The following is a 19,710-nucleotide window of genomic DNA, read 5'->3' as shown; positions in this document are numbered from 1 at the left end:
TGGACATCTATTCGGAGAAATTTCCATGCGCCATACCGCCCTGATTGCCGCCGCCAGCCTGACCCTTGCCGCCTGTGGGGGCGCGTCCACCGATGCCGACGGCGATGGCGAGATCTCGATGGCCGAAGCTGCCGCGCAATCGGCCGACATGGTTCGGCCGCAGCCCGGCCAGTACCGTGCCACGGTCGAGTTCGTCGATATCGACATCCCCGACGCGCCGCAGCAGGTGCAGGACATGATGCGCGGCATGTTCGATCAGGGACCGCAGGTTCACGAATATTGTCTCACGCAGGAAGAAGCCGACAAGGGCTTCGAGGAAATGGCGCGGCAGGCGCAGGATAATGACGACTGCACGTTCGAGAAATTCGATGCCGCCGGCGGCCAGATCGATGCGATCATGAACTGCAAGGCCGAAGGGCAGGGCATGGCCCGGATGACCATGAAGGGCACGGGCAACGAGACGTCATCGGACATGACCATGACCGTCGATGCCGAAGGTCCCGACGGCCGGACGATGACGATGACCATGACGAGTGCGCAGGAGCGGATCGGCGACTGCGACGCTTAAACGACCGGGCATCAATTCGGGAGCCAATCGGTCCACCGCGCATTATTACAGGGCGATGGCAACGTTACCCTTCAAAGACACGCGTCTTATCGACCGCGAGGAACTGGCCCGCCGCTGGGCGCTCGCGGCCGAGCCGTGCCCCGAGGAGATCAGCGGTCCGCGCTGGCAATTGCTGCTGCGCGAATTGCTCTGGCCGATCGAGCCGCTGCGGCGGCTGGTCGGTCGCCCGCTGGAAATCGCGCCCGCCGCTAGTCCCAAAACCGTCATGCTGCTGCCCGGTTTCGGCGCGCATCCCATTCGCATGCGGTGGATGGCGCGCAAGTTCGAGCAGGCTGGCCACAACACCAAGAAATGGGGCCTCGGCTACAATCTGGGTGCTACCGAGAAAAGCTTCCGCAAGGTCGAGCAGCGGCTGGTCGATATCTACCAGCGCTCGGGTGAGCCGGTCCATCTGGTCGGCTGGAGCCTGGGCGGAGTGATGGCGCGCGAGCTGGCCAAGGCGCATCCCGACAAGGTCGCCAAGGTCATCACCATGGGGTCCCCCTTTTCGGGCAGCCCGCGTGCGAACAATGGTTGGCGGGCCTACCAGGCGATCGCCGGCCACCGTGTCGACGAACCCGAAATCGACGCCGTGGTGCATGAAAAGCCGCCGGTCGAAACGGTCGCCATGTGGAGCCCGCGCGATGGCATCGTCCATCCCCGCGCCGCCTGCGGCAAGCCTGGCGAGCGAGACCGCGCGCGCGCATTGCGCTGTTCGCACATGGGTTTTGTGCTGACCCATGAGGCGGTCGAAGCGGTGCTTTCGGAACTGGATCGCGGTTAAATGCGTATTCTCTTGTAGGAGCATGGCGCGCGAGGTGCCGGGCGCCCCTGGGGGATTATGACCGGCGACACCGCTTACTTCGATGAAATGTACCAGGCCGATGGCGGGGTACGTCCGGCCTACTCAGGCTATTGCGACTGGTTCAACGGGCAGGACAACGGCCTCATGCGGCGTAAACACGCCGAGGCCGAGACCAATTTCCGCAAAACCGGCATCACCTTCAACGTCTATGGCGACGGCGAGGCCGAGGAACGGCTGATCCCGTTCGACATGGTACCGCGCGTGATTACCGCCGCCGAATGGCGCAAGCTGTCCCGCGGGATCGAACAGCGCGTGTCCGCGCTCAACGCCTTCATGCACGATCTCTACCACCGGCAGGAGATCATCCGCGCGGGCCGCATTCCCGAACGCCTGTTCCGCAACAACAACGCCTGGCTGCCGAACATGGTGGGCTTCACGCCGCCCGGCGGGATCTACACGCATATCGTCGGGATCGACCTCGTCCGCACCGGGGCCGACGAATTCTACGTGCTCGAAGACAATGCGCGAACTCCGTCTGGCGTGAGCTATATGCTCGAGAACCGCGAAACCATGATGAGCATGTTCCCCGAACTGTTCATGCGTGTCCCGGTCGAACAGGTTTCGGATTATCCGCGCCGGCTGGCCAAGAGCCTGGCCGCCTGTGCGCCCGAATGCACGCGCGGCAAGCCGACCGTCGCGGTGCTGACTCCGGGGATCTACAACTCCGCCTATTTCGAACACGCTTTCCTCGCCGACCAGATGGGTGCGGAGCTGGTCGAGGGCAGCGATTTGCGCGTCATCGACGGCCGCGTGGCGATGCGCACCACGCGCGGCTATCACCCGGTCGATGTGATCTATCGCCGCGTCGACGACGAATTCCTCGATCCGCTGAGCTTCAACGAAGACAGCGTGCTTGGCGTGCCGGGGCTGATGGATGTCTATCGCGCGGGCCGCCTGACCATCGCCAATGCACCGGGCACAGGCGTGGCCGACGACAAGGCGATCTATTCCTTCATGCCCGAGATCGTCGAGTTCTATACCGGCGAAAAACCGCTGCTGCCCAATGTCGAGACGCATCGCTGCGCCGATGAGGAATCGTGCAAATACGTGCTCGACAATCTCGCCGAGCTGGTGGTCAAGGAAGTCCACGGATCGGGCGGCTACGGCATGCTGATCGGCCCGGCCGCCTCGAAGAAGGAGCTCGAGGCGTTCCGCAAGAAGCTTGTCGCGCGGCCCGAGAACTACATCGCGCAGCCGACACTGGCGCTGTCGACCTGTCCGATCTTCACCAAGAAGGGCCTCGCCCCGCGGCATGTCGACCTGCGCCCGTTCGTGCTGGTTTCACCCAACAAGATCGACATTACCCCCGGCGGGCTGACGCGCGTTGCGCTCAAGAAGGATTCGCTGGTGGTCAATTCGAGCCAGGGCGGCGGCACCAAGGATACCTGGGTGCTCAAGGACTGATGCTCGGCCGGACCGCCAATGGCCTGTTCTGGATGTTCCGCTATCTCGAGCGGGCGGAGAACACCGCGCGCCTGCTCGATGCGGGGCTGCGCATGGCGCTGACCCGCGATCTGGTCACGGCGGAAGAGGAATGGCGCTCGGTCATTTCCACCGCCGGGCAGCGTGCGGGCTACGAGGCCAAGCATGCCAGCTATACCGGCGTGCAGGCGTGGAATTATATCCTGCGCGACAAGGACAACGCTTCCTCGATCCTCGCGATGTTCGGCCAGGTGCGCCAGAACGCCCGGCTCGCGCGGAACGCCATCAGCGGCGAATTGTGGGAAGCGATCAACGAGAACTGGTTGGAGACGCAGGAGCAACTGTCCCGTCCGGTCGGCGAGAACCGCGTGCTCGACACGGTGGCGACGATCCGGCGCGCCGGCACGCTGGCGCATGGCGCGATGGAAGGCTCGATGCTGCGCGACGAAGGGTATCACTTCGCGCAGGCCGGCACCTTCATCGAACGCGGCGACAGCATCGCGCGCATCCTCGATATCAAATACTATCTGCTGCTGCCCTCGCTCTCCTATGTCGGGTCGAGCCTCGATACGGGGCAGTGGGACCAGGTGCTACGCTCGGTCTCGGGCGACCGTGCCTACCGCTGGCTCAATGCGGGCCAGATCGATGCGCGCGGGATCTGCGAATTCTTGATCCTCGACGATTGCTTCCCGCGCAGCCTGGCCTTCTGCCATTCCGAATTGCGCGCCAATCTCGCCGCGCTGGCGCGGCTGCACGGCCAGGAAGGCGCCAGCAACACGCTGATGCGCGACGCCGATACGCGGATCGCCGATCTTACTATCGAGGACGTCTTCGACCAGGGCCTGCACGAGTTCCTCGTCGATTTCATGGCCTCCAACGCCGCGATCGGGGTTGCGATCGCCAAAGACTATCGGTTCCTTGCCTGATGCGCCTCTCGATCCGCCATACCACCCGCTATCGCTTCGACACTCCGGTGATCCACGGTCTCCAGCGCCTGCGCCTGACGCCCAAGGAGACGCAGGGGCAGGAAATCCTCGAGTGGGATATGGAATACGATAATGCGTATCCCGAACTCACCTATGAAGACCAGCATCATAATACGGTGACGCTGGTCGCGGTCGAAACCGGCGCGCGCGATGTCACCGTGACCTGTCGCGGGACCGTCGATACGCATGACCATGCGGGCGTCATCGGGCGGCACGCGGGGCACCTGCCCCTGTGGAGCTTCCTCGGCCAGACCGATCAGACACAGCCCGGCCCGGGCATGCGCAAGCTGGCTGCGGAAATGGACCGGGACGGCGAAAGCCGGCTCGATATGCTCCACCGCCTGTCGGCGGGCATTCTCGATCGGGTCGAATACAAGACCGGCACCACCCATTCACGGACCATCGCCGAAGAAGCTTTCGCGGCGGCCAATGGCGTCTGCCAGGACCACGCGCATATCTTTATCGGTATTGCCCGTTCGCTGGGAATCCCGGCGCGTTATGTCAGCGGCTACCTGATGATGAACGACCGGGTGGATCAGGAAGCAGGCCATGCCTGGGCGGAAGCCTATGTTGCGGAACTGGGCTGGGTCGGCTTCGACATCTCGAACGGGATAAGTCCCGACGCGAGATACGTGCGCGTCGCTACGGGGCGCGATTACCGCGATGCCGCGCCGGTTACCGGGATCAGTTTCGGGACTACCTCGACCGTACTCGAAGTCGATGTCGCGGTCGAACAACAGCAAGTGCAGCAATAGAACTGCCGAGAGGACGATTACGATGACTTATTGTGTGGGAATGGTGCTCGACACCGGCCTCGTCTTGATGAGCGATACGCGCACCAATTCAGGCGTCGACAACATTTCCGTGTTTCGCAAGATGTTCACCTGGAACGTGCCGGGCGAGCGGATCATCACGGTGATGACCGCGGGCAACCTCGCCAGTACGCAGGCGGTGATCAGCCAGCTCGAAGAACGGATGAAAGAACCCGACGAGCGCGACAACATCATCCTGCAATCGCCCACGATGTTCCAGGTCGTGACCGAAATCGGCAAGCTGCTGCGGAGCATCATCGCCGACCGGCAGGAGGCCAACGGGGTAAAGGGGCGGGGCCGGTTCACCGCCTCGATCATCGTCGCGGGCCAGATCGCGGGCATGGAGCCGCGCCTGTTCATGGTCTATCCCGAAGGCAACTTCATCGAGGCCAGCCACGACACGCCCTTCTTCCAGATCGGCGAGACCAAATACGGGCGCCCGATCATCATCCGCGGTTACGACCGTACGATGAGCCTCGAAGATGCGGTCAAATTGCTGATGGTCAGCTTCGATTCGACGCTCAAGGCGAACCTTTCGGTCGGGTTGCCGCTCGACCTGCAGGTCATCGAACGCGATGTCTTCGAACCCAAGCACGAACACCGGGTCAATCATGACGATCCATATTTCCAGGCAATTTCGTCGAGTTGGGGCGATGCGCTGAAAAGCGCGTTCCACTCGCTGCCCGACTATAGTTTCTACAGAAGCGAAGACTAGGTTCTGTCGCGAATATACAAATTGCTATTGAGAACTGTTCGTAGTTAGGTCGGCATTCGTATAAGACCGGTTATATTAACTAATATTTTGTGGCGGGGGCTTTGTCATAGAGGTAAGGTACTCCAAATGAAAGAGCGCCAAATTCTCCATATTGTAGGAGGCTCAAGTCGTGGCCGGGCAGAACAAGCCCATTTGGGTTTTGGACTTGGCCATCACTGTGAAACCTATACTAACGCGGCCGAATTCTTGCAGCGACCACCCGAGCAGGGTGTGATCCTGGCGCGCGACGATCCCACCGATGGCGGGGTCGCGTCGGTCCTGAACGAGCTGGCTCAGAAAGGCGTGTGGTTGCCGGTAATCGCCACCGCGCGTGAACCCCGGCCGGCCTGCATCGTCGATGCGGTGAAAGCGGGTGCGCTGGATTATGTCGCGCTGCCGCTGAAACCCGAACGGCTGGCCGAAGCGCTTGGCCGGATCGGCAAGGATGTCGATGCGCATGTCCAGGCGCGCCGGAAAATGGTCGAGGCGCGCAACAAGATCGCCACGCTGTCCCCGCGCGAACGCGAGGTGCTCGACTGGCTGGCCGAGGGCTGCAGCAACAAGATGATCGGTCGTGAATTGGGGATCAGCCCACGCACGGTGGAAATCCACCGCGCAAACCTGATGTCGAAGCTGGGAACGGATCATTCCGCGCAGGCGGTCCGCCTGCGGCTGGAAGCAAAGCTCGACGAGGATACGCCCTTCGCAATGTAGGGCGTCCGAAGTTTAGCGGCAGTAGTTCCCATCGCCATATTCGAGATGGAAATGGTCGTGATGCGCCCGGTTGTAATCGGGGCCGAGCACGGTGCCGAACCGCTTGCAGGCGCTGCGGTGAATGACGCGCAGAAACTCGCGCTCGTCGCGTGAGGCGTTCCACCCCGACTGAACCGAGATCCGGCGGCCGTCGGCAAGGACGAAAGCGGCCACGTCGATCGCCTCCGCGCGCGCATGCGCGCTGCGGCGACCGCTTCCGGCGACATTGCGGCAGGCGAAGCTGCCCATGGTTTCGATCCGCTGGAGCGGGCTGCCGAGGATCTGCTGCGCGGCGCGATCGACTCCGTAGCGCGCCCAGCCGGCAAAGCTGTTTGCCAGCGGGCAGGCAACCGCACCAAGGTTGGTCACGGCGAATTCGCTGTGATCCCCGCCGACGCGTTCGAGCCGGACGCTGTTGGTGGTCGAACAGCCGGAGCCGTAGAATTTGTCGGGCAGCGGAGCGAAGCGCGAGCCGCTCTGACCCAGTTCGGCATTGCACTGGCGCGTTTCGGGTCGCGCAGTGCTGACGGGGACGGACCCCGCCTGACGCGCGACTCTTTCTGCGGGCTTGGAGCCGGGTACCACGCCACATCCTGCCAGGCTGAGGAGAAACAGCAGAGAGAAGGCGGGATGCGGTCGCATACCCGCGCTTATCTCCCGATCATCCTTAATTCTTCGCTAACGATATGTCGGAAGCCGCAGTTTTCCGACGAGAGGCGCCGCCTATTCGGGTGCGGCAAGCTGTTCCCACAGCTCGATCTTGACCCCGTCGGGATCGAGTATCCAGGCGAACTTGCCATAGCCTTCGTCGACATGGCCAAGCACCTCCACGCCCTTGTCCTTCAATTGCGCAACCATCGCGTCGCAATCGTCGACCCGCAGATTGATCATGAAGCCGCCGGTGCCGGGCTTGATGTACTCATCGTCCTTGAAGTGGCTGATGAGCGAATAGGGTTTTTCGCCCGTTTCTTCGGACCACTCCAGCTGCGGCCCGTATTCGCCGCCAATGCCCAACACGTCGCGGTACCAGGCGCGCGTGGCGGCAGGGTCCTTCACCACGTAAAAGACCCCGCCCAGTCCGGTTACCTTTGCCATGTCGCTCTCCTCAATAGCCGCTGGCCTGCCCATCCTTGCGCATTTCGGTGGCGCCCGTCAGCACGCCTGTCTCGGGATCGCGCGCAATGGCCTGGTAGCCGCCGAACATGATGCCGTTGTCGACCACTTCGACCTTGTGGCCCATGCTGCGCAGCGTGGCGATGGTTTCTGCAGGGATGCCGGGTTCGACGAACAATGTCCCCAGCGGATCGGCGGCGGGGCCTTCCAGTGTCTCGGTCGGCTGCGGCCCGCCATCATGGTTGAAGCGCGCGGCATCGCCTGCTTCCTGCAGGTTCATGCCATAGTCGACGATATTGACCAGCACCTGCACATGGCCCTGCGGTTGCATGCCGCCGCCCATCAGGCCCAGCGTCATATAGGGCTGGCCGTCCTTTTTGACGAACGCGGGAATGATCGTGTGGAAGGGCCGCTTGCCGGGTTCATAGGCATTGGGATGCGCCGGATCGAGGCTGAACAGCTCGCCCCGGTCCTGGAACATGAAGCCCGTCCCCGGCGCGACCAGCCCGCCGCCCATACCGCGATAATTCGACTGGATGAGGCTGACCATCATGCCGTCGCCGTCAACCACGGTGAGATAGGTGGTATCGCCTTCACCTTCGAGCTTGGGCGCGACTTCGATTTCACCGGGCTGGAATTCGGGCGTCGCTTTTGCCGGATCGATCAGCTTGAAACGTTCGGCGCCATATTCCTCGCCGAGCAGTTCCTTCGGCAAGCGCGAAAAATCGGGATCGGCATAGAAGCGTGCGACATCGGCATAGGCGAGCCGCTTGGCTTCGACCATGTAGTGCAGCGCTTGCGCGCTACCGCGCTCCCATTGCGACAGGTCGATATTCTTGAGAATATTGACCATCTGCAGCGCGGCAAAGCCCTGCGAATTGGGCGGCAGTTCGCACAGCTCGTACCCGTCTTTATAGCCGGCGCAGGCGGGCTCGACCCATTCGCTGCGGTGCGCGGTAAAATCCTCGCGCGTGAAGGCGCTGCCCTGCGCCTGCAGGTAATCGACGATCACATCGGTCAGATCGCCATCGTAGTAGGCATCGCGCCCGTCGCGGGCGATGGCCTCCAGCGTATCGGCGAGGTCCGGATTGCGGAAGATTTCGCCTACTGCGGGCGCGGTGCCATCGGCGAACCACACCTTGCGTGCATTGGCGAAATCGAACTCGCTCTCGCGTGCCGAATAGGCCTTGAGCGAGCGGGCGAGATACATGCCGATGACCGGTGCGATCGGATGACCTTCGCGCGCGTAGCTGATGGTCGGCGCCAGGTTTGCCGCCATGGTCCGCTTGCCGAAGCGTTCGTGCATGGCGAACCACGCATCGACCGTGCCCGGCACGGTGATCGGCAGCGGGCCATAGGGCGGTAGGGCATCCGCCCCATCGAGCTTGTCGACCAGCTGGTCGAGCGTCTGGCCCTGCGGGCTGCGGCCCGATCCATTGATGCCGTGCAATTTGCCGGTCGCGGGGTCGTAGATAATCGCGAACAGGTCGCCGCCGATGCCATTGCCGGTGGGCTCCATCAGCCCGAGCGCGGCATTGGCCGCGATGGCCGCATCGACCGCACTGCCGCCGTCCTTGAGCACGTCGAGCGCGATCTGCGTGGCGAGCGGGTGCGCAGTGGCGGCCATGCCGTGCTGCGCGATCACCGGGCTGCGCGCCCAGTTTGCGCCCACGGGCCGCCCGCCGGCGCCGATCTGCTGTTGGATCGCGGGCTGTTCGGCCGTCTCCTGCGCAGTGGCAGGCGTGGCAGTCAGGGCGAGGGCGGCTACGCCCGCCAGTAGTGTTCGCATGTTCGTCTCCTCAATCGGGAGACGGTGTGACGACTGCGCGTCAGGCTGGCAAGGGGCGCTCTGCGGTTCCGGCGGTCGCCTTGCTGACCAGCCAGATGGCGAGCCAGGCAGCGATGAAGCCGGGGACGATCTCGTAAAGGCCCTGGTCCATGCCCGGCAGCGCCGCATTCCAGCCCAGCGCAATCCATGCGACGACAACCGCGGCACCGGTGACCAGGCCCGCCACCGCGCCCGCGCCGGTCATCCTGTTCCACGTCAGCGCGAGGATAATCAGCGGACCGAAGGCCGCGCCGAATCCTGCCCACGCGTTGGATACGAGGCCGAGCACCTGGCTATCGGGATTGCTCGCGATCACGATCGCGGCAATCGCCACCAGCGCGACGCAGATCCGCCCGACATTCACGCTCTCGCGCTCCGAGGCATGGCGGCGGAAGAACAGCTTGTAGAAATCCTCGGTCAGCGAGCTCGAGGCAACCAGCAGTTGCGAACTGATCGTCGACATGATCGCGGCGAGCAACGCGGCGAGCAGGAAGCCGGTGATCAGCGGGTGGAACAACAGGTTGGCGAGCACGATGAAAATCGTCTCGGGGTCGTCCACGACGATGCCGTTGCGTTCGGCAAAGGCGCGGCCGGCAATACCGATACCGATCGAACCGAGCAGCGCGACGCCCATCCACGTCATGCCGATATTGCGCGCCGGACGGACCTTCTCGACCGTGTCGATCGCCATGAAGCGCACGATGATATGCGGCTGGCCGAAATAGCCGAGCCCCCAGGTCACCGCGCTGACAAAGCCGAGCAGGGTGAGCCCCTGCGTGAGACTGAGGAAGCCTTCGACGGGTACGTCGGTCAGCGATCCGCCCGCGCTGCCGCCTTCGCCGAACATCACCACCAGCGGCATCACCGCCAGCGCGACGACCATGATCAGGCCCTGGACGAAATCGGTCAGGCTGACCGCGAGGAAGCCGCCGACCATTGTATAGGCGAGCACCACCAGCGCGGTGATCCAGATGCCGACCATGTAATCGCTCATGCCGGTACCGCCGAACAGGCCGGCAAAGCTGGTTTCGAACAGCTTGCCGCCGCCGACGAGGCCCGCAGCGGTATAGACCGCGAAGAACACCACCACGATCAGCGCCGAAATCACCCGCAGCGCAACCGCCTTGTCGGGGAAGCGGTTGGCGAGGAATTCGGGGATCGTCAGCGCATTGCCATAGCTCTCGGTCTGCGCGCGCAACCGCGGGGCGACGATGAACCAATTGGCCAAGGCACCGATGAACAGCCCGATCCCGATCCACGCTTCGACCAGCCCGCTGGCATAGAGCGCGCCGGGCAGGCCGAGCAGCAGCCAGCCGCTCATGTCCGAAGCACCTGCGCTGAGCGCGGCAACCGCGGGTGGAAGGTTGCGCCCGGCGAGCAGGTAACCCTCGCTGGTATCGGTCGAGCGCTTCCACGCCCACAGGCCGATCGCGATCATCAGAACAAAATATAAGGCGAGTGAAATATATGTGCCGGTCTGCATGGGCGAGGCATCTAACAGATGCATATCGCGCTGACCACCGCGGCCCGGAACCTCCTCTCAGGCGGCATTCAGCGGGCTTCCCGGAGTAGCCGCTGTGACAAATATGCGACAGCTGCGTTTCTTCGCGCAGGACCCCCGGAACGCCTTGCCTCCGCGAACGTCTAACCCGGCAACAGGGTCCACGTAACCAACAGGATTTCCAATGAAAAAATCGACATTTTTGGCCACCGCGATTTTCGCGGGCGCTTTCGCTCAGCCTGCCTTCGCGCAGGATGCTGAACCCCGCTTCTTCGACGGCTTCTACGTCGGCGGGCACTTCGGGCTCGACGCGATCGACGACGAACGTAGTGAAGGCATCGTCTTCGACACCGATGGCGACGGTGAATACGGCGATGGCGTCATCACGAGGACCGGCGCCAATGCTTTCGGCCCCGGTTATTGCAACGGTGCCGCCAATGGCCCGGAAGCCAGTGACGGTTGCAGCGACGACAAGTCGCGCTTCGGTTATGGCGTTCGCATCGGCTTCGACCAGCGCATCGGCGACGGTCCGGTAGTGGCCGGCCTGTTGGTCGAAGGCGCGCTGTCGGAATCGGAAGATTATTCGAACGGCTTCAGCACGACTCCGGCCAGCTACACCTTCGTGCGCGGACTGGATAAATCGGTCGCGCTGCGTGGCCGTCTCGGCGTCTCGCCCGGCAGTGGCCGTGGCCTGCTCTACGTGACGGGCGGCGTTGCCTATGCCGATATCGACCACGATTTCGTCACCACCAACACCGCCAATTCCTTCACCATGACGGATGATGACGATTGGCAGCTGGGTGGCCAGATCGGCGCGGGCGGCGAGATCTATCTCACCGACAACATCTCGTTCGGCCTCGAATATCTCTATTCGCGCTATGATGACGACGATGCCTATGTGCTGGTGGGTGCCGGTACCGCCCCCGCAACCAATCCGTTCCTGCTCGATTCGGGTGAAACCGCGCTGCGCCCCTCGGATCCGAACCTGAACATCCATTCGATCCGCACGACGCTCAACTTCCGCTTCTGATCGTCGGATATCCTGTAACGGAAAGGGCGGTCACATGGTGGCCGCCCTTTTTGTATCGGGACTGCGGTTTGCGCAGCTCGGCTCGCATCTGTCCGTAACCCGCAGCCAGATCAGACCCCGCGCCGCTCCAGTTCGCGCATCAACCGGTCGAACCGTTCCTGCACCACATCGAGCCCGTGCAGCCCGCCATTGATTGCGCGGCGATCGTCCTCGAGGCCGGGGGTTGCGGCGAACTTGTCGAGATTGCGCGACTTCCAGTACCAGCCTGCGCCCATGCAGCCCCCTTCGCGCGTACGCAGGTAATCGGGAATTTTCTCGATCGCCATGCCGATGGATTTGCCGAACTCGGTGCAATTGTGGCGGCCGGTGATCTGCTTGGGCCCATAGCCGCGAAACCGCCAGCCGTCGCCGGGCTCAGTATTGCCCAGATTGCGGCGTCCCCACTCGCCGCCATAGAGCAGATTGGCCAGCTCCTCCTGCCGCGCGAGCGAGAGGCCGCGTTCGCCGCGCTTACGCCCGAGCCGCCGTGCGTCCGCCTCGCTTATCCGGTGGCGGCCGAAGGTCCTCAGCAAGCCGTCGACGCTGTAATTGAGGCTTTCGGTCATGCGGGTAAGGCCGCGGCTTTCCACCGCGATATTGGCGAGGAAGCTGCAAATCTCCCGCCGCGTGTCGATGCCGTAGCGCAGGCACACGGTCTTGATCGGCTCGACCCATTTGGCGAGCTCTTGCGGCGTGTTCTCGGAGAAGGCGAGCTTGAGCAGACCGACATCGATCTGGTCGATGATCGCCGTGTCGCCCGCCTTGTTGCCGTCCTTGGCGGGCGGTGTCTGCGGGGGCTTGTCAGGGGCGTTGCGCTGGAGATCGAGCATTTCCCAACTGCGCGGGCCCACGATGCCGTCGGGCACCAGCCCGTTGGTGCGCTGCCATGCGCGGATCGCCGCTTCGGTCTGCGGGCCGAAAATGCCATCGGCTTGCAGACCGAGCAGAGCCTGGACCGTCTTGACCGCGTCCGAGCGCATTCCGCGGCGCAGGGTTGGGCGGTCTTGGTCGTCGCTTGCCGCGATTGGCGGCGGGGGCGACTTGCCGGCGAGGATTTCGGCAACCTGCGAGCGGAACTGCGACATGTCGAACAACGGATCGGGCTTGCGCCCCGGTGCCCATTCCTTGTGTCCCAGGCACATGTTCGCCTTGGCGCCCACATGAGCGAGAATGGCGGCGACGCCGCGGCGATAGGCATCCATCTGGATCTCGGGCCAGTCATCATGCGGGCGTCCGCCGTTCTCGCCCTCGATACCGATCAGATGCGTATTGCCGGTATTCCTGAGCCCTTCCCAAGCGCCGGGTCCGGCATGATTGGCACGACCCGCGGCCACGACGTAGTAGGTCCCGTCGCGTCCCAGGCCGAGGTGGCACAGCGGGCCCCTGAGGTTCGGCCGCCCATGTATCAGCATGTCGAGCGTGGGCATGTTTCCGCCCGCACGGGTGGCGGTATGGTGGCACAGCACCCCGCGGACCCGGCCCATGTGGCCGCGCCCGCGTGTGCGCCAGTCGGGTGTCTCGGCGACTTTGAGGCCCGCGCGCTCGAGCACTTCGGGCAGCCATGTCAAAGAATAGCTCATCCCTTCATCCTCTCGGGTCCATCGGCGGGCTGGGCGACGCCGCCCGATGCAGCGGGCAGGTGCTCGTCGCGGGTGAGGTCGTCCTCGCCGATGTCGAGATCCTCGACGCAGCCGTCTTCGATCTCGTCGTCGTGTGCGACATCGTCTTCATGGGTATCATCGTCCGATGCCGCCCCGACCGCAGTGGCGGCGGGTGCCGCGGCCGCGTCGAGATCGGGTTCGGGTTTGCGCAGCACGGGCTTTTCGCCCTCCTGCACGGCAGCCCGCGCCAGCAGGTCGGGGACCAGGCGTTCGGCAAACCCGCCGACAAAGCCGACGATGCCGATGTAAAGCTCGTTGAGTTCGCCTGACTGAGCGTTGCCAATCCGCAAATTGACGAAGTCCGACACCACCAGCGCGACCAGCACGGTCCCCGCGATGATGCCGATCGCGACACGCAGGCCGGCATCCATCCAGTTGTTGACCTTGTTGAGGTCGGGCAGAACGGTGCGTCCGCGGATGGCGAGGGCGATCGAGAAGAAGCTTCCCAAGGCGCCAGCCATGGCGCCGCGCCACAGATTGGTGGCGTCGGCGAAGCATCGTGGGTCGAGCGTAGCATCACACCGACCGGCGCGCGCAGCGGGGGCGTCGGTAGCCGTGTCAGCCGCCAGCGTGCGGACGGCCGCGGCAGCATTATCGACATCCGGGATGGTCAGCACGGCAAACAGGATGCTGAACAGGATGAATGCAAACGCGATGGTGATGGCGACGAGCAGATATTCGAAGCGCGACCATCCGACGCGTTCCTCGATGACGTCGTCCTTTATCTCCTGCAGCACGGCACCTGCGCCGGTCAGATCGCCTTCCAGCGCGACGATGAGCGCATCGCCGATCCGGCGATCGTAGCGTGCGGCACGCTGGCGGATGCGTGCGCCATTCTTGCGCGGAATAAATCCCAGAGTCTGGTATCGATCGGGCTTCTCGCGCCAGTCGTCGATCAGCGCGTTGGTTTCGCCGCGCAGGGGGGCGAGCTGCGCCAGCACCTTGCGTTGTTCATCGGAAACATCGGGCGCGTCGGCGAAGTGAACCATCGCGCGTTCCCTGGTCTGGTAGACCGCATATTCGGGGGGCTTGCGCGAATAGAAATGCAGGACGGGATGGCCTGCAGAATCGAGATCGCCGGCTTTGAGATCGGCGACGTTCACCGTGCGAGCCGTATGAATAACGGGCAGACAACCATGGTTTCGATCCCCCAATCGATAACGGCGGCGAGCACTGCAGGTTTGCAGGGCTTGCTTGCCGTAGGTGAGCGATCCGGTGGTTTTCTTATGTCTGGTTCTGCGTTGGCTCATCACTATGCCGCGCGGGCGAGGATTGATTGTATATTTTGGTGCGCGGGTCTTTCGCCGCCCGGCGCGGCACGAAAAAGGGGCCGGAAATCATCCGGCCCCTTACGTATTGTCTCAGGTATCGGCGGGTGATTACCCGGCCGAACGCTTCGCCCGCTTGCGCTCGTGCGGATCGAGGATCGCCTTGCGCAGGCGGATGTTCTCGGGCGTCACTTCGACCATCTCGTCGTCGTCGATATAGGCGATGGCCTGTTCCAGCGTCATGACGCGCGGCGGAGTGAGGCGGATCGAATCGTCCTTGCCGGTCGAACGGAAGTTGGTCAGCTGCTTCGACTTCATCGGGTTGACCTCGAGGTCGTCCGGCTTGGCGTTTTCGCCGATGATGATGCCTTCGTAGATCTTCGCGCCGCCGCCGATGAACAGCTCGCCGCGTTCTTCCAGCATGTTGAGCGCGTAGGGTACGGCTTCGCCGGACACCATCGAGATCAGCACGCCGTTCTGGCGGCCTTCGATCTTGCCGCGATAGGTGTCGTACTTCTCGTAGATGCGGTTCATGATGCCCGTGCCGCGCGTGTCGGACAGGAATTCGCCGTGATAGCCGATCAGGCCGCGCGAAGGGGCGGAGAAGGTGATCCGGGTCTTGCCCTGGCCCGAGGGGCGCATTTCGGTAAGCTCGGCCTTGCGGCGCTGCATCTTCTCGACAACCGTACCCGAGTGCTCGTCATCGACGTCGATGACAACCGTTTCGAACGGCTCCATCCGCTGGTCGTTTTCTTCACGGAACAGCACGCGCGGACGGCTGATGCCAAGCTCGAAGCCTTCGCGGCGCATCGTTTCGATGAGCACGCCCAGCTGCAATTCGCCGCGCCCGGCCACTTCGAAGCTGTCCTTGTCGTCGCTTTCGGTGATGCGGATAGCGACGTTGGTTTCCGCTTCGCGGTACAAGCGGTCGCGGATCATGCGGCTGGTGACCTTGCTGCCTTCGCGGCCTGCCAGCGGACTGTCGTTGACCGCAAAACGCATGGCGAGCGTCGGCGGATCGATGGGCTGCGCTTCGATCGGCGTCTTGATCTGGGGATCGGCGATAGTGTTCGAAACGGTCGCCTTCTCAAGCCCGGCAATGGCGATGATATCACCCGCCTCGGCGCTTTCGACCGGCACGCGGTCGAGGCCGTCGAAGCTCAGCAGCTTGGTCGCGCGGCCGACTTCGATGACAGTGCCCTGCGCGTCGAGCGCGTGGATCGGATCGTTGATGTTGACCGTGCCCGACTGGACGCGGCCGGTGAGCACGCGGCCCATGAAATTGTCGCGGTCGAGGAGCGTCGCGAGGAAGCTGAACGGCGCTTCGGTGTCGAGGCCGGGGGCAGGGACGTGATCGACGATCAGCTTAAACAGCGCATCCAGATTGCCTTCGCGCGCATGCTCGTCTTCGCTGGCGTAACCGTCGCGGCCTGAGGCCCACAGGCTGGGGAAGTCGAGCTGGTCGTCATTCGCATCGAGGCTGGCAAAGAGGTCGAACACTTCGTCGAGCACCGCCTGCGGGCGCGCATCGCCGCGGTCGATCTTGTTGACGACGACGATCGGGCGCAGGCCGAGGCCGAGCGCCTTGCCGGTGACGAACTTGGTCTGCGGCATCGGGCCTTCGGCGCTGTCGACCAGCAGGATCACACCATCGACCATCGAGAGGATGCGTTCCACCTCGGCGCCGAAGTCGGCGTGGCCCGGCGTATCGACGATATTGATGCGCGTGCCGTTCCATTCGACGCTGGTGCACTTGGCGAGAATCGTGATCCCGCGTTCCTTTTCCAGGTCGTTCGAATCCATCGCGCGTTCTTCGACGCGCTGGTTTTCGCGGAAGGTGCCGGATTGACGAAAAAGTTGGTCGACGAGAGTTGTCTTGCCGTGGTCGACGTGGGCGATGATCGCCACGTTGCGCAGGTCGCGGGACATGGAATGTGCTTTCTGTTAGCGTGCCGTAGCGTTAACGCACGAGAGGCACGATGCGTTTCGGGCGCGCCCCTAGCTTAGATGCTGCACTGCGACAAGACGTTGCGGTGTAACGCGAAAGGCACAGTCGCCGGTCCCGCTGCGTCACTCGTCGGCTAAACGCTTGAGAGCCCATGCGAGTCTGGTAATTCGCCGCTCGCTTGCGTTATTTGGGGACTGCGCAGCAGACCAAAAAGACGTCTTGAGAGAAGAGGACATTTCATGAAATTCAATACTTTCGGCCGCCACGCGTCCGTTCGTACCGCCCTGCTGGCCGGCGCTGCCGCGCTGGTTCTGCCCGCCGCCGCCCAGGCGCAGGATGTCGACACCGACGCCGACGATACCGATATCGCCGCTCCCGCCAGCGGCAATGTGATCATCGTCACCGCGACCAAGCGCGAGCAGACGCTGCAGGAAACCCCCGTAGCGGTCAGCGTGACCACTTCCGAAGCCATCGAGCAGGCCCAGATTCGCGACGTTGCCGATCTCGCCACGCTGGTCCCCTCGCTGCGCGTCAGCCAGAACCAGAGCTCGTTCGCGACCAGCTATTCGGTCCGCGGCTTCGGCACCGATGGCAACAACATCGGCCTCGAGCCCTCGGTCGCGATGTTCGTCGACGGCGTCTATCGCAGCCGCGCGGTGTCGCAGATTTCCGATCTTCCCGACATCCAGCGCGTCGAAGTTCTGCGCGGCCCGCAGTCGACCCTGTTCGGCAAGAACGCCAGCGCCGGCGTGATCTCGATCGTCACCAAGGAACCGCAGTTCGATTTCGGCGGCATGGTCGAAGCCAGCTACGGCAATTACGACGCGATGGTCGTCAAGGGTTTCGTCACCGGCCCGATCAGCGATTCGGTCGCTTTCAGCGCGGGCGGGGGCATCAACAAGCGTGACGGCTACCTGACCAATGGCGTCAATGGCGACGACATCAACGACCGCGACCGCTGGTTCACCCGCGGCCAGCTGCTGTTCGACAATGGCGGCCCGCTGCGCGTCCGCGTAATCGGCGATTACGACAAGATCGAAGAGCGCTGCTGCGGTGTGCTGAATGTAGCTTCCTCGCCCGAGATCGGTGCGATCCAGCTGCTCGGCGGCCAGGTCAACGATTTCCGCAACAATCCCGATGGCGATGTCGTGTTCACCGATGTCGATCCGATCAACAACGTCGAGAACTACGGCATCTCGGGCCAGATCGATTACGACTTCGGCGCGCTGGGGCTGACCTCGATCACCGCCTATCGCAAGACCAAGCTCGGCGCCGACCAGGACGTCGACTTCACCAGCCTCCCGGCGGTGAGCGGGGCGAATATCGGTGATGCGGATATCGAAACCTTCACCCAGGAACTGCGGATTGCCTCGGATTTCGACGGCCCGTTCAACTTCCTGATCGGCGGCTACTACTTCGACGAACGTGTCGATACGTCGGACCAGATCGTTTACGGTCCGGGCTTCCGCCCCTTCGCCGACCTGCTGCTGCAGGGTGCGACCGGGGGCACGCAGAATGTCAACACGCTCGAAGCCACGCTCTCGGCGCTGAACGGTACCGATTACACCGGCCAGTTCTTTGCTGAAGGCCAGGGCTTCTTCAACAACATCGTCCAGGACAACGAAGCGTTCTCGATCTTCGGCAATGTCGATTTCGAGATCACCGATCGCCTCGTCCTCACGCTTGGTGCAAACTACACCAAGGACAAGAAGCAGATCGTCACCAACTCGACGAGCACCGATGTGTTCTCGAATGTCGATCTGATTGCCTCGGGCAACACCGCGATCTTCGCGCAGGGCCTCGCCACTCAGGTCGGTACGCTGCTGGGCCTCGGCCGTCCGGCCAGCCAGGCTGAAATCGGCGCCTTTGCCGGTGCCAACCCGGCCGCCTTCGGCCAGGTTTCCGCAGGCGTTCAGGCTTTCGCCGATGCCAATGAAGCCAACCCCGCGGTGAACCCGCTGCTGGCGCTCACCCCGTTCCAGTTCCTGCCGCCGATGCAGAACTGCCCGAACGCGGTCGAGGACTGCTCGACCAATGATGACGACTGGAGCTGGAACGTCCGTCTGGCCTACGAAGTCACGCCGACGCTCAACGTCTATGCCAGCTGGGCGACCGGCTACAAGGCACCGAGCTTCAACCTGTCGCGTGACAGCCGTCCGCTCCCGGCCGATTTCGCCGCGCTGCAGGCGCAGGGCCTCGCGGTCACCAACCTGCGTCCGGGCACCCGCTTCGCCAATGCCGAGAATTCGGAAGTCTACGAATTCGGCATCAAGGGTAACTGGAGCCGTGCTGCCGCGAACCTGACCTTCTTCCAGCAGTCGATCGAGGATTTCCAGGCGAATACCTTCACGGGTACGTCCTTCATCCTGTCAAATGCCGGCAAGCAGGAAACCTTCGGGGTCGAATTCGACGGCCAGTTCTACGCCAGCGATGCGCTGACGCTGAGCGTCGCGATGACCTATCTCGATGCGCAGTACGACAACTTCGTCGCTTCGCCCGTGGGTGATCTTTCGGGTAAACCGGTTGCGGGCGTGCCCGAACTGTCCGCCGTCTTCGGCGCGCAGTACAACAAGGAAATCAACTCGCGCGGTGACAGGGTCATCCTGCGGGGTGATTTCTCCTATGCATCGCCGGTGCAGGTGGTCGACGGCCTGACCAACTACATCGTGGTCGATCCGGCCACCGGTGAACGCGACTTCGGTCCGGCCCGCGCCGCGGCCGCTGCCTTCAAGCGCGAGGTCAACAGCCTCAACGCCTCGTTCACCTATGCCTTCGACATGGGGCTGGAACTGAGCGTGTGGGGCCGCAACCTGCTCGACGACCGCTATCTGACCACGGTCTTCCCGGCAGTGGCGCAGGGCCAGGCGCTCTCGGGCTATCCGAACCAGCCGCGCACCTACGGTGTAGCTGCAAGGTTCCGCTTCTGATCGAGGCCGATATCTGGACAAGGGGAAGGGGGCCTGCGGGCCCCCTTTTCGTTTGCCTCAAGCGCGTGGCTCGGCGCAGATCATGGCGTAGCTGCTACCATTCGCACTGCGGCGGACAAACCCTGAGCATTGCCGCCGATCCACAATCCGCCGCGTTCTATAGCACTATGGGTGCGCGGGATGCGGGACGCGTGCC

16 protein-coding genes are annotated in these 19,710 nt (G+C 63.4%); 9 read left to right on the top strand and 7 right to left on the bottom strand.

Going from position 1 to position 19,710, the window contains the following annotated elements; translation table 11 throughout:
- Positions 1-25 precede the first annotated feature (25 nt).
- The 7 genes from N6L26_RS07435 to N6L26_RS07405 all read left to right on the top strand — a co-directional run bounded on the left by N6L26_RS07435 (position 26) and on the right by N6L26_RS07405 (position 6,160).
- On the top strand, positions 26-568 hold the full coding sequence (locus N6L26_RS07435; protein WP_263604981.1) for a DUF3617 domain-containing protein: 543 nt from the start codon (positions 26-28) through the stop codon (positions 566-568).
- Positions 569-623: 55 nt separating this feature from the next.
- A complete protein-coding gene (locus N6L26_RS07430; RefSeq protein ID WP_263604980.1) occupies positions 624-1,391 on the top strand; it encodes an alpha/beta hydrolase in 768 nt (255 codons plus the stop codon).
- Positions 1,392-1,448: 57 nt separating this feature from the next.
- Positions 1,449-2,876: a circularly permuted type 2 ATP-grasp protein gene (locus N6L26_RS07425; RefSeq protein ID WP_263604979.1), complete on the top strand. Its 1,428-nt coding sequence runs from the start codon at positions 1,449-1,451 to the stop codon at positions 2,874-2,876.
- A complete protein-coding gene (locus N6L26_RS07420; protein WP_263604978.1) occupies positions 2,876-3,820 on the top strand; it encodes an alpha-E domain-containing protein in 945 nt (314 codons plus the stop codon). The genes N6L26_RS07425 and N6L26_RS07420 overlap by 1 nt, the downstream gene beginning before the upstream one ends.
- Complete coding sequence (locus N6L26_RS07415) at positions 3,820-4,635, top strand: transglutaminase family protein (protein WP_263604977.1); 816 nt, start codon at positions 3,820-3,822, stop codon at positions 4,633-4,635. Before N6L26_RS07420 ends, N6L26_RS07415 begins: the two co-directional genes overlap by 1 nt.
- 22 nt (positions 4,636-4,657) lie before the next feature.
- Positions 4,658-5,407, top strand: coding sequence for a proteasome-type protease (locus N6L26_RS07410; RefSeq protein WP_263604976.1), 750 nt, complete (start codon positions 4,658-4,660; stop codon positions 5,405-5,407).
- Between the two features lie 246 nt (positions 5,408-5,653).
- Positions 5,654-6,160, top strand: coding sequence for a response regulator transcription factor (locus N6L26_RS07405; RefSeq protein ID WP_263604975.1), 507 nt, complete (start codon positions 5,654-5,656; stop codon positions 6,158-6,160).
- Between the two features lie 12 nt (positions 6,161-6,172).
- Here N6L26_RS07405 and N6L26_RS07400 read toward each other — a convergent pair whose 3' ends face one another.
- From N6L26_RS07400 to putP, 4 genes are all read right to left on the bottom strand, one after another.
- A complete protein-coding gene (locus tag N6L26_RS07400; protein WP_263604974.1) occupies positions 6,173-6,841 on the bottom strand; it encodes an extensin family protein in 669 nt (222 codons plus the stop codon).
- A gap of 81 nt (positions 6,842-6,922) precedes the next feature.
- On the bottom strand, positions 6,923-7,294 hold the full coding sequence (locus tag N6L26_RS07395) for a VOC family protein (protein WP_263604973.1): 372 nt from the start codon (positions 7,292-7,294) through the stop codon (positions 6,923-6,925).
- Positions 7,295-7,304: 10 nt separating this feature from the next.
- Positions 7,305-9,101 carry a gamma-glutamyltransferase gene (ggt, locus tag N6L26_RS07390; RefSeq protein WP_263604972.1) on the bottom strand — a complete coding sequence of 599 codons (1,797 nt, stop codon included), beginning with the start codon at positions 9,099-9,101 and terminating at the stop codon, positions 7,305-7,307.
- Between the two features lie 40 nt (positions 9,102-9,141).
- Positions 9,142-10,623, bottom strand: coding sequence for a sodium/proline symporter PutP (gene putP / locus N6L26_RS07385; RefSeq protein ID WP_263604971.1), 1,482 nt, complete (start codon positions 10,621-10,623; stop codon positions 9,142-9,144).
- Positions 10,624-10,825: 202 nt separating this feature from the next.
- Here putP and N6L26_RS07380 point away from each other — a divergent pair, with 202 nt between their 5' ends.
- Positions 10,826-11,671: an outer membrane protein gene (locus N6L26_RS07380; protein ID WP_263604970.1), complete on the top strand. Its 846-nt coding sequence runs from the start codon at positions 10,826-10,828 to the stop codon at positions 11,669-11,671.
- A 110-nt stretch (positions 11,672-11,781) separates the two neighbouring features.
- Here N6L26_RS07380 and N6L26_RS07375 read toward each other — a convergent pair whose 3' ends face one another.
- The 3 genes from N6L26_RS07375 to typA form a co-directional block, all read right to left on the bottom strand.
- On the bottom strand, positions 11,782-13,290 hold the full coding sequence (locus N6L26_RS07375) for an N-acetylmuramoyl-L-alanine amidase (RefSeq protein WP_263604969.1): 1,509 nt from the start codon (positions 13,288-13,290) through the stop codon (positions 11,782-11,784).
- A complete protein-coding gene (locus tag N6L26_RS07370; RefSeq protein WP_263604968.1) occupies positions 13,287-14,474 on the bottom strand; it encodes a hypothetical protein in 1,188 nt (395 codons plus the stop codon). The genes N6L26_RS07375 and N6L26_RS07370 overlap by 4 nt, the downstream gene beginning before the upstream one ends.
- Positions 14,475-14,750: 276 nt before the next feature.
- On the bottom strand, positions 14,751-16,568 hold the full coding sequence (typA, locus tag N6L26_RS07365; protein WP_263604967.1) for a translational GTPase TypA: 1,818 nt from the start codon (positions 16,566-16,568) through the stop codon (positions 14,751-14,753).
- 258 nt (positions 16,569-16,826) lie between these two features.
- Between typA and N6L26_RS07360 the strand changes: the two genes are divergently transcribed.
- A complete protein-coding gene (locus N6L26_RS07360) occupies positions 16,827-19,514 on the top strand; it encodes a TonB-dependent receptor (protein ID WP_263604966.1) in 2,688 nt (895 codons plus the stop codon).
- Positions 19,515-19,710 lie beyond the last annotated feature (196 nt).

The organism is Qipengyuania sp. SS22 (assembly GCF_025736935.1).
Taxonomy (GTDB): Bacteria; Pseudomonadota; Alphaproteobacteria; order Sphingomonadales; family Sphingomonadaceae; genus Qipengyuania.
The sequence above is the reverse complement of the archived record's forward strand: the minus strand, read 5'-3'. Positions and strand labels throughout refer to the sequence as shown.

Bases quoted from the DNA above. Each gene is read 5' to 3' on its own strand.
- N6L26_RS07410 (WP_263604976.1), top strand. From the start codon at position 4,658: ATGACTTATTGTGTGGGAATGGTGCTCGACACCGGCCTCGTCTTGATG.
- putP (WP_263604971.1), bottom strand. From the start codon at position 10,623: ATGCAGACCGGCACATATATTTCACTCGCCTTATATTTTGTTCTGATG.
- N6L26_RS07380 (WP_263604970.1), top strand. From the start codon at position 10,826: ATGAAAAAATCGACATTTTTGGCCACCGCGATTTTCGCGGGCGCTTTC.
- typA (WP_263604967.1), bottom strand. From the start codon at position 16,568: ATGTCCCGCGACCTGCGCAACGTGGCGATCATCGCCCACGTCGACCAC.
- N6L26_RS07435 (WP_263604981.1), top strand. From the start codon at position 26: ATGCGCCATACCGCCCTGATTGCCGCCGCCAGCCTGACCCTTGCCGCC.
- N6L26_RS07360 (WP_263604966.1), top strand. From the start codon at position 16,827: ATGAAATTCAATACTTTCGGCCGCCACGCGTCCGTTCGTACCGCCCTG.
- N6L26_RS07425 (WP_263604979.1), top strand. From the start codon at position 1,449: ATGACCGGCGACACCGCTTACTTCGATGAAATGTACCAGGCCGATGGC.
- ggt (WP_263604972.1), bottom strand. From the start codon at position 9,101: ATGCGAACACTACTGGCGGGCGTAGCCGCCCTCGCCCTGACTGCCACG.
- N6L26_RS07420 (WP_263604978.1), top strand. From the start codon at position 2,876: ATGCTCGGCCGGACCGCCAATGGCCTGTTCTGGATGTTCCGCTATCTC.
- N6L26_RS07400 (WP_263604974.1), bottom strand. From the start codon at position 6,841: ATGCGACCGCATCCCGCCTTCTCTCTGCTGTTTCTCCTCAGCCTGGCA.
- N6L26_RS07395 (WP_263604973.1), bottom strand. From the start codon at position 7,294: ATGGCAAAGGTAACCGGACTGGGCGGGGTCTTTTACGTGGTGAAGGAC.
- N6L26_RS07430 (WP_263604980.1), top strand. From the start codon at position 624: ATGGCAACGTTACCCTTCAAAGACACGCGTCTTATCGACCGCGAGGAA.
- N6L26_RS07415 (WP_263604977.1), top strand. From the start codon at position 3,820: ATGCGCCTCTCGATCCGCCATACCACCCGCTATCGCTTCGACACTCCG.
- N6L26_RS07375 (WP_263604969.1), bottom strand. From the start codon at position 13,290: ATGAGCTATTCTTTGACATGGCTGCCCGAAGTGCTCGAGCGCGCGGGC.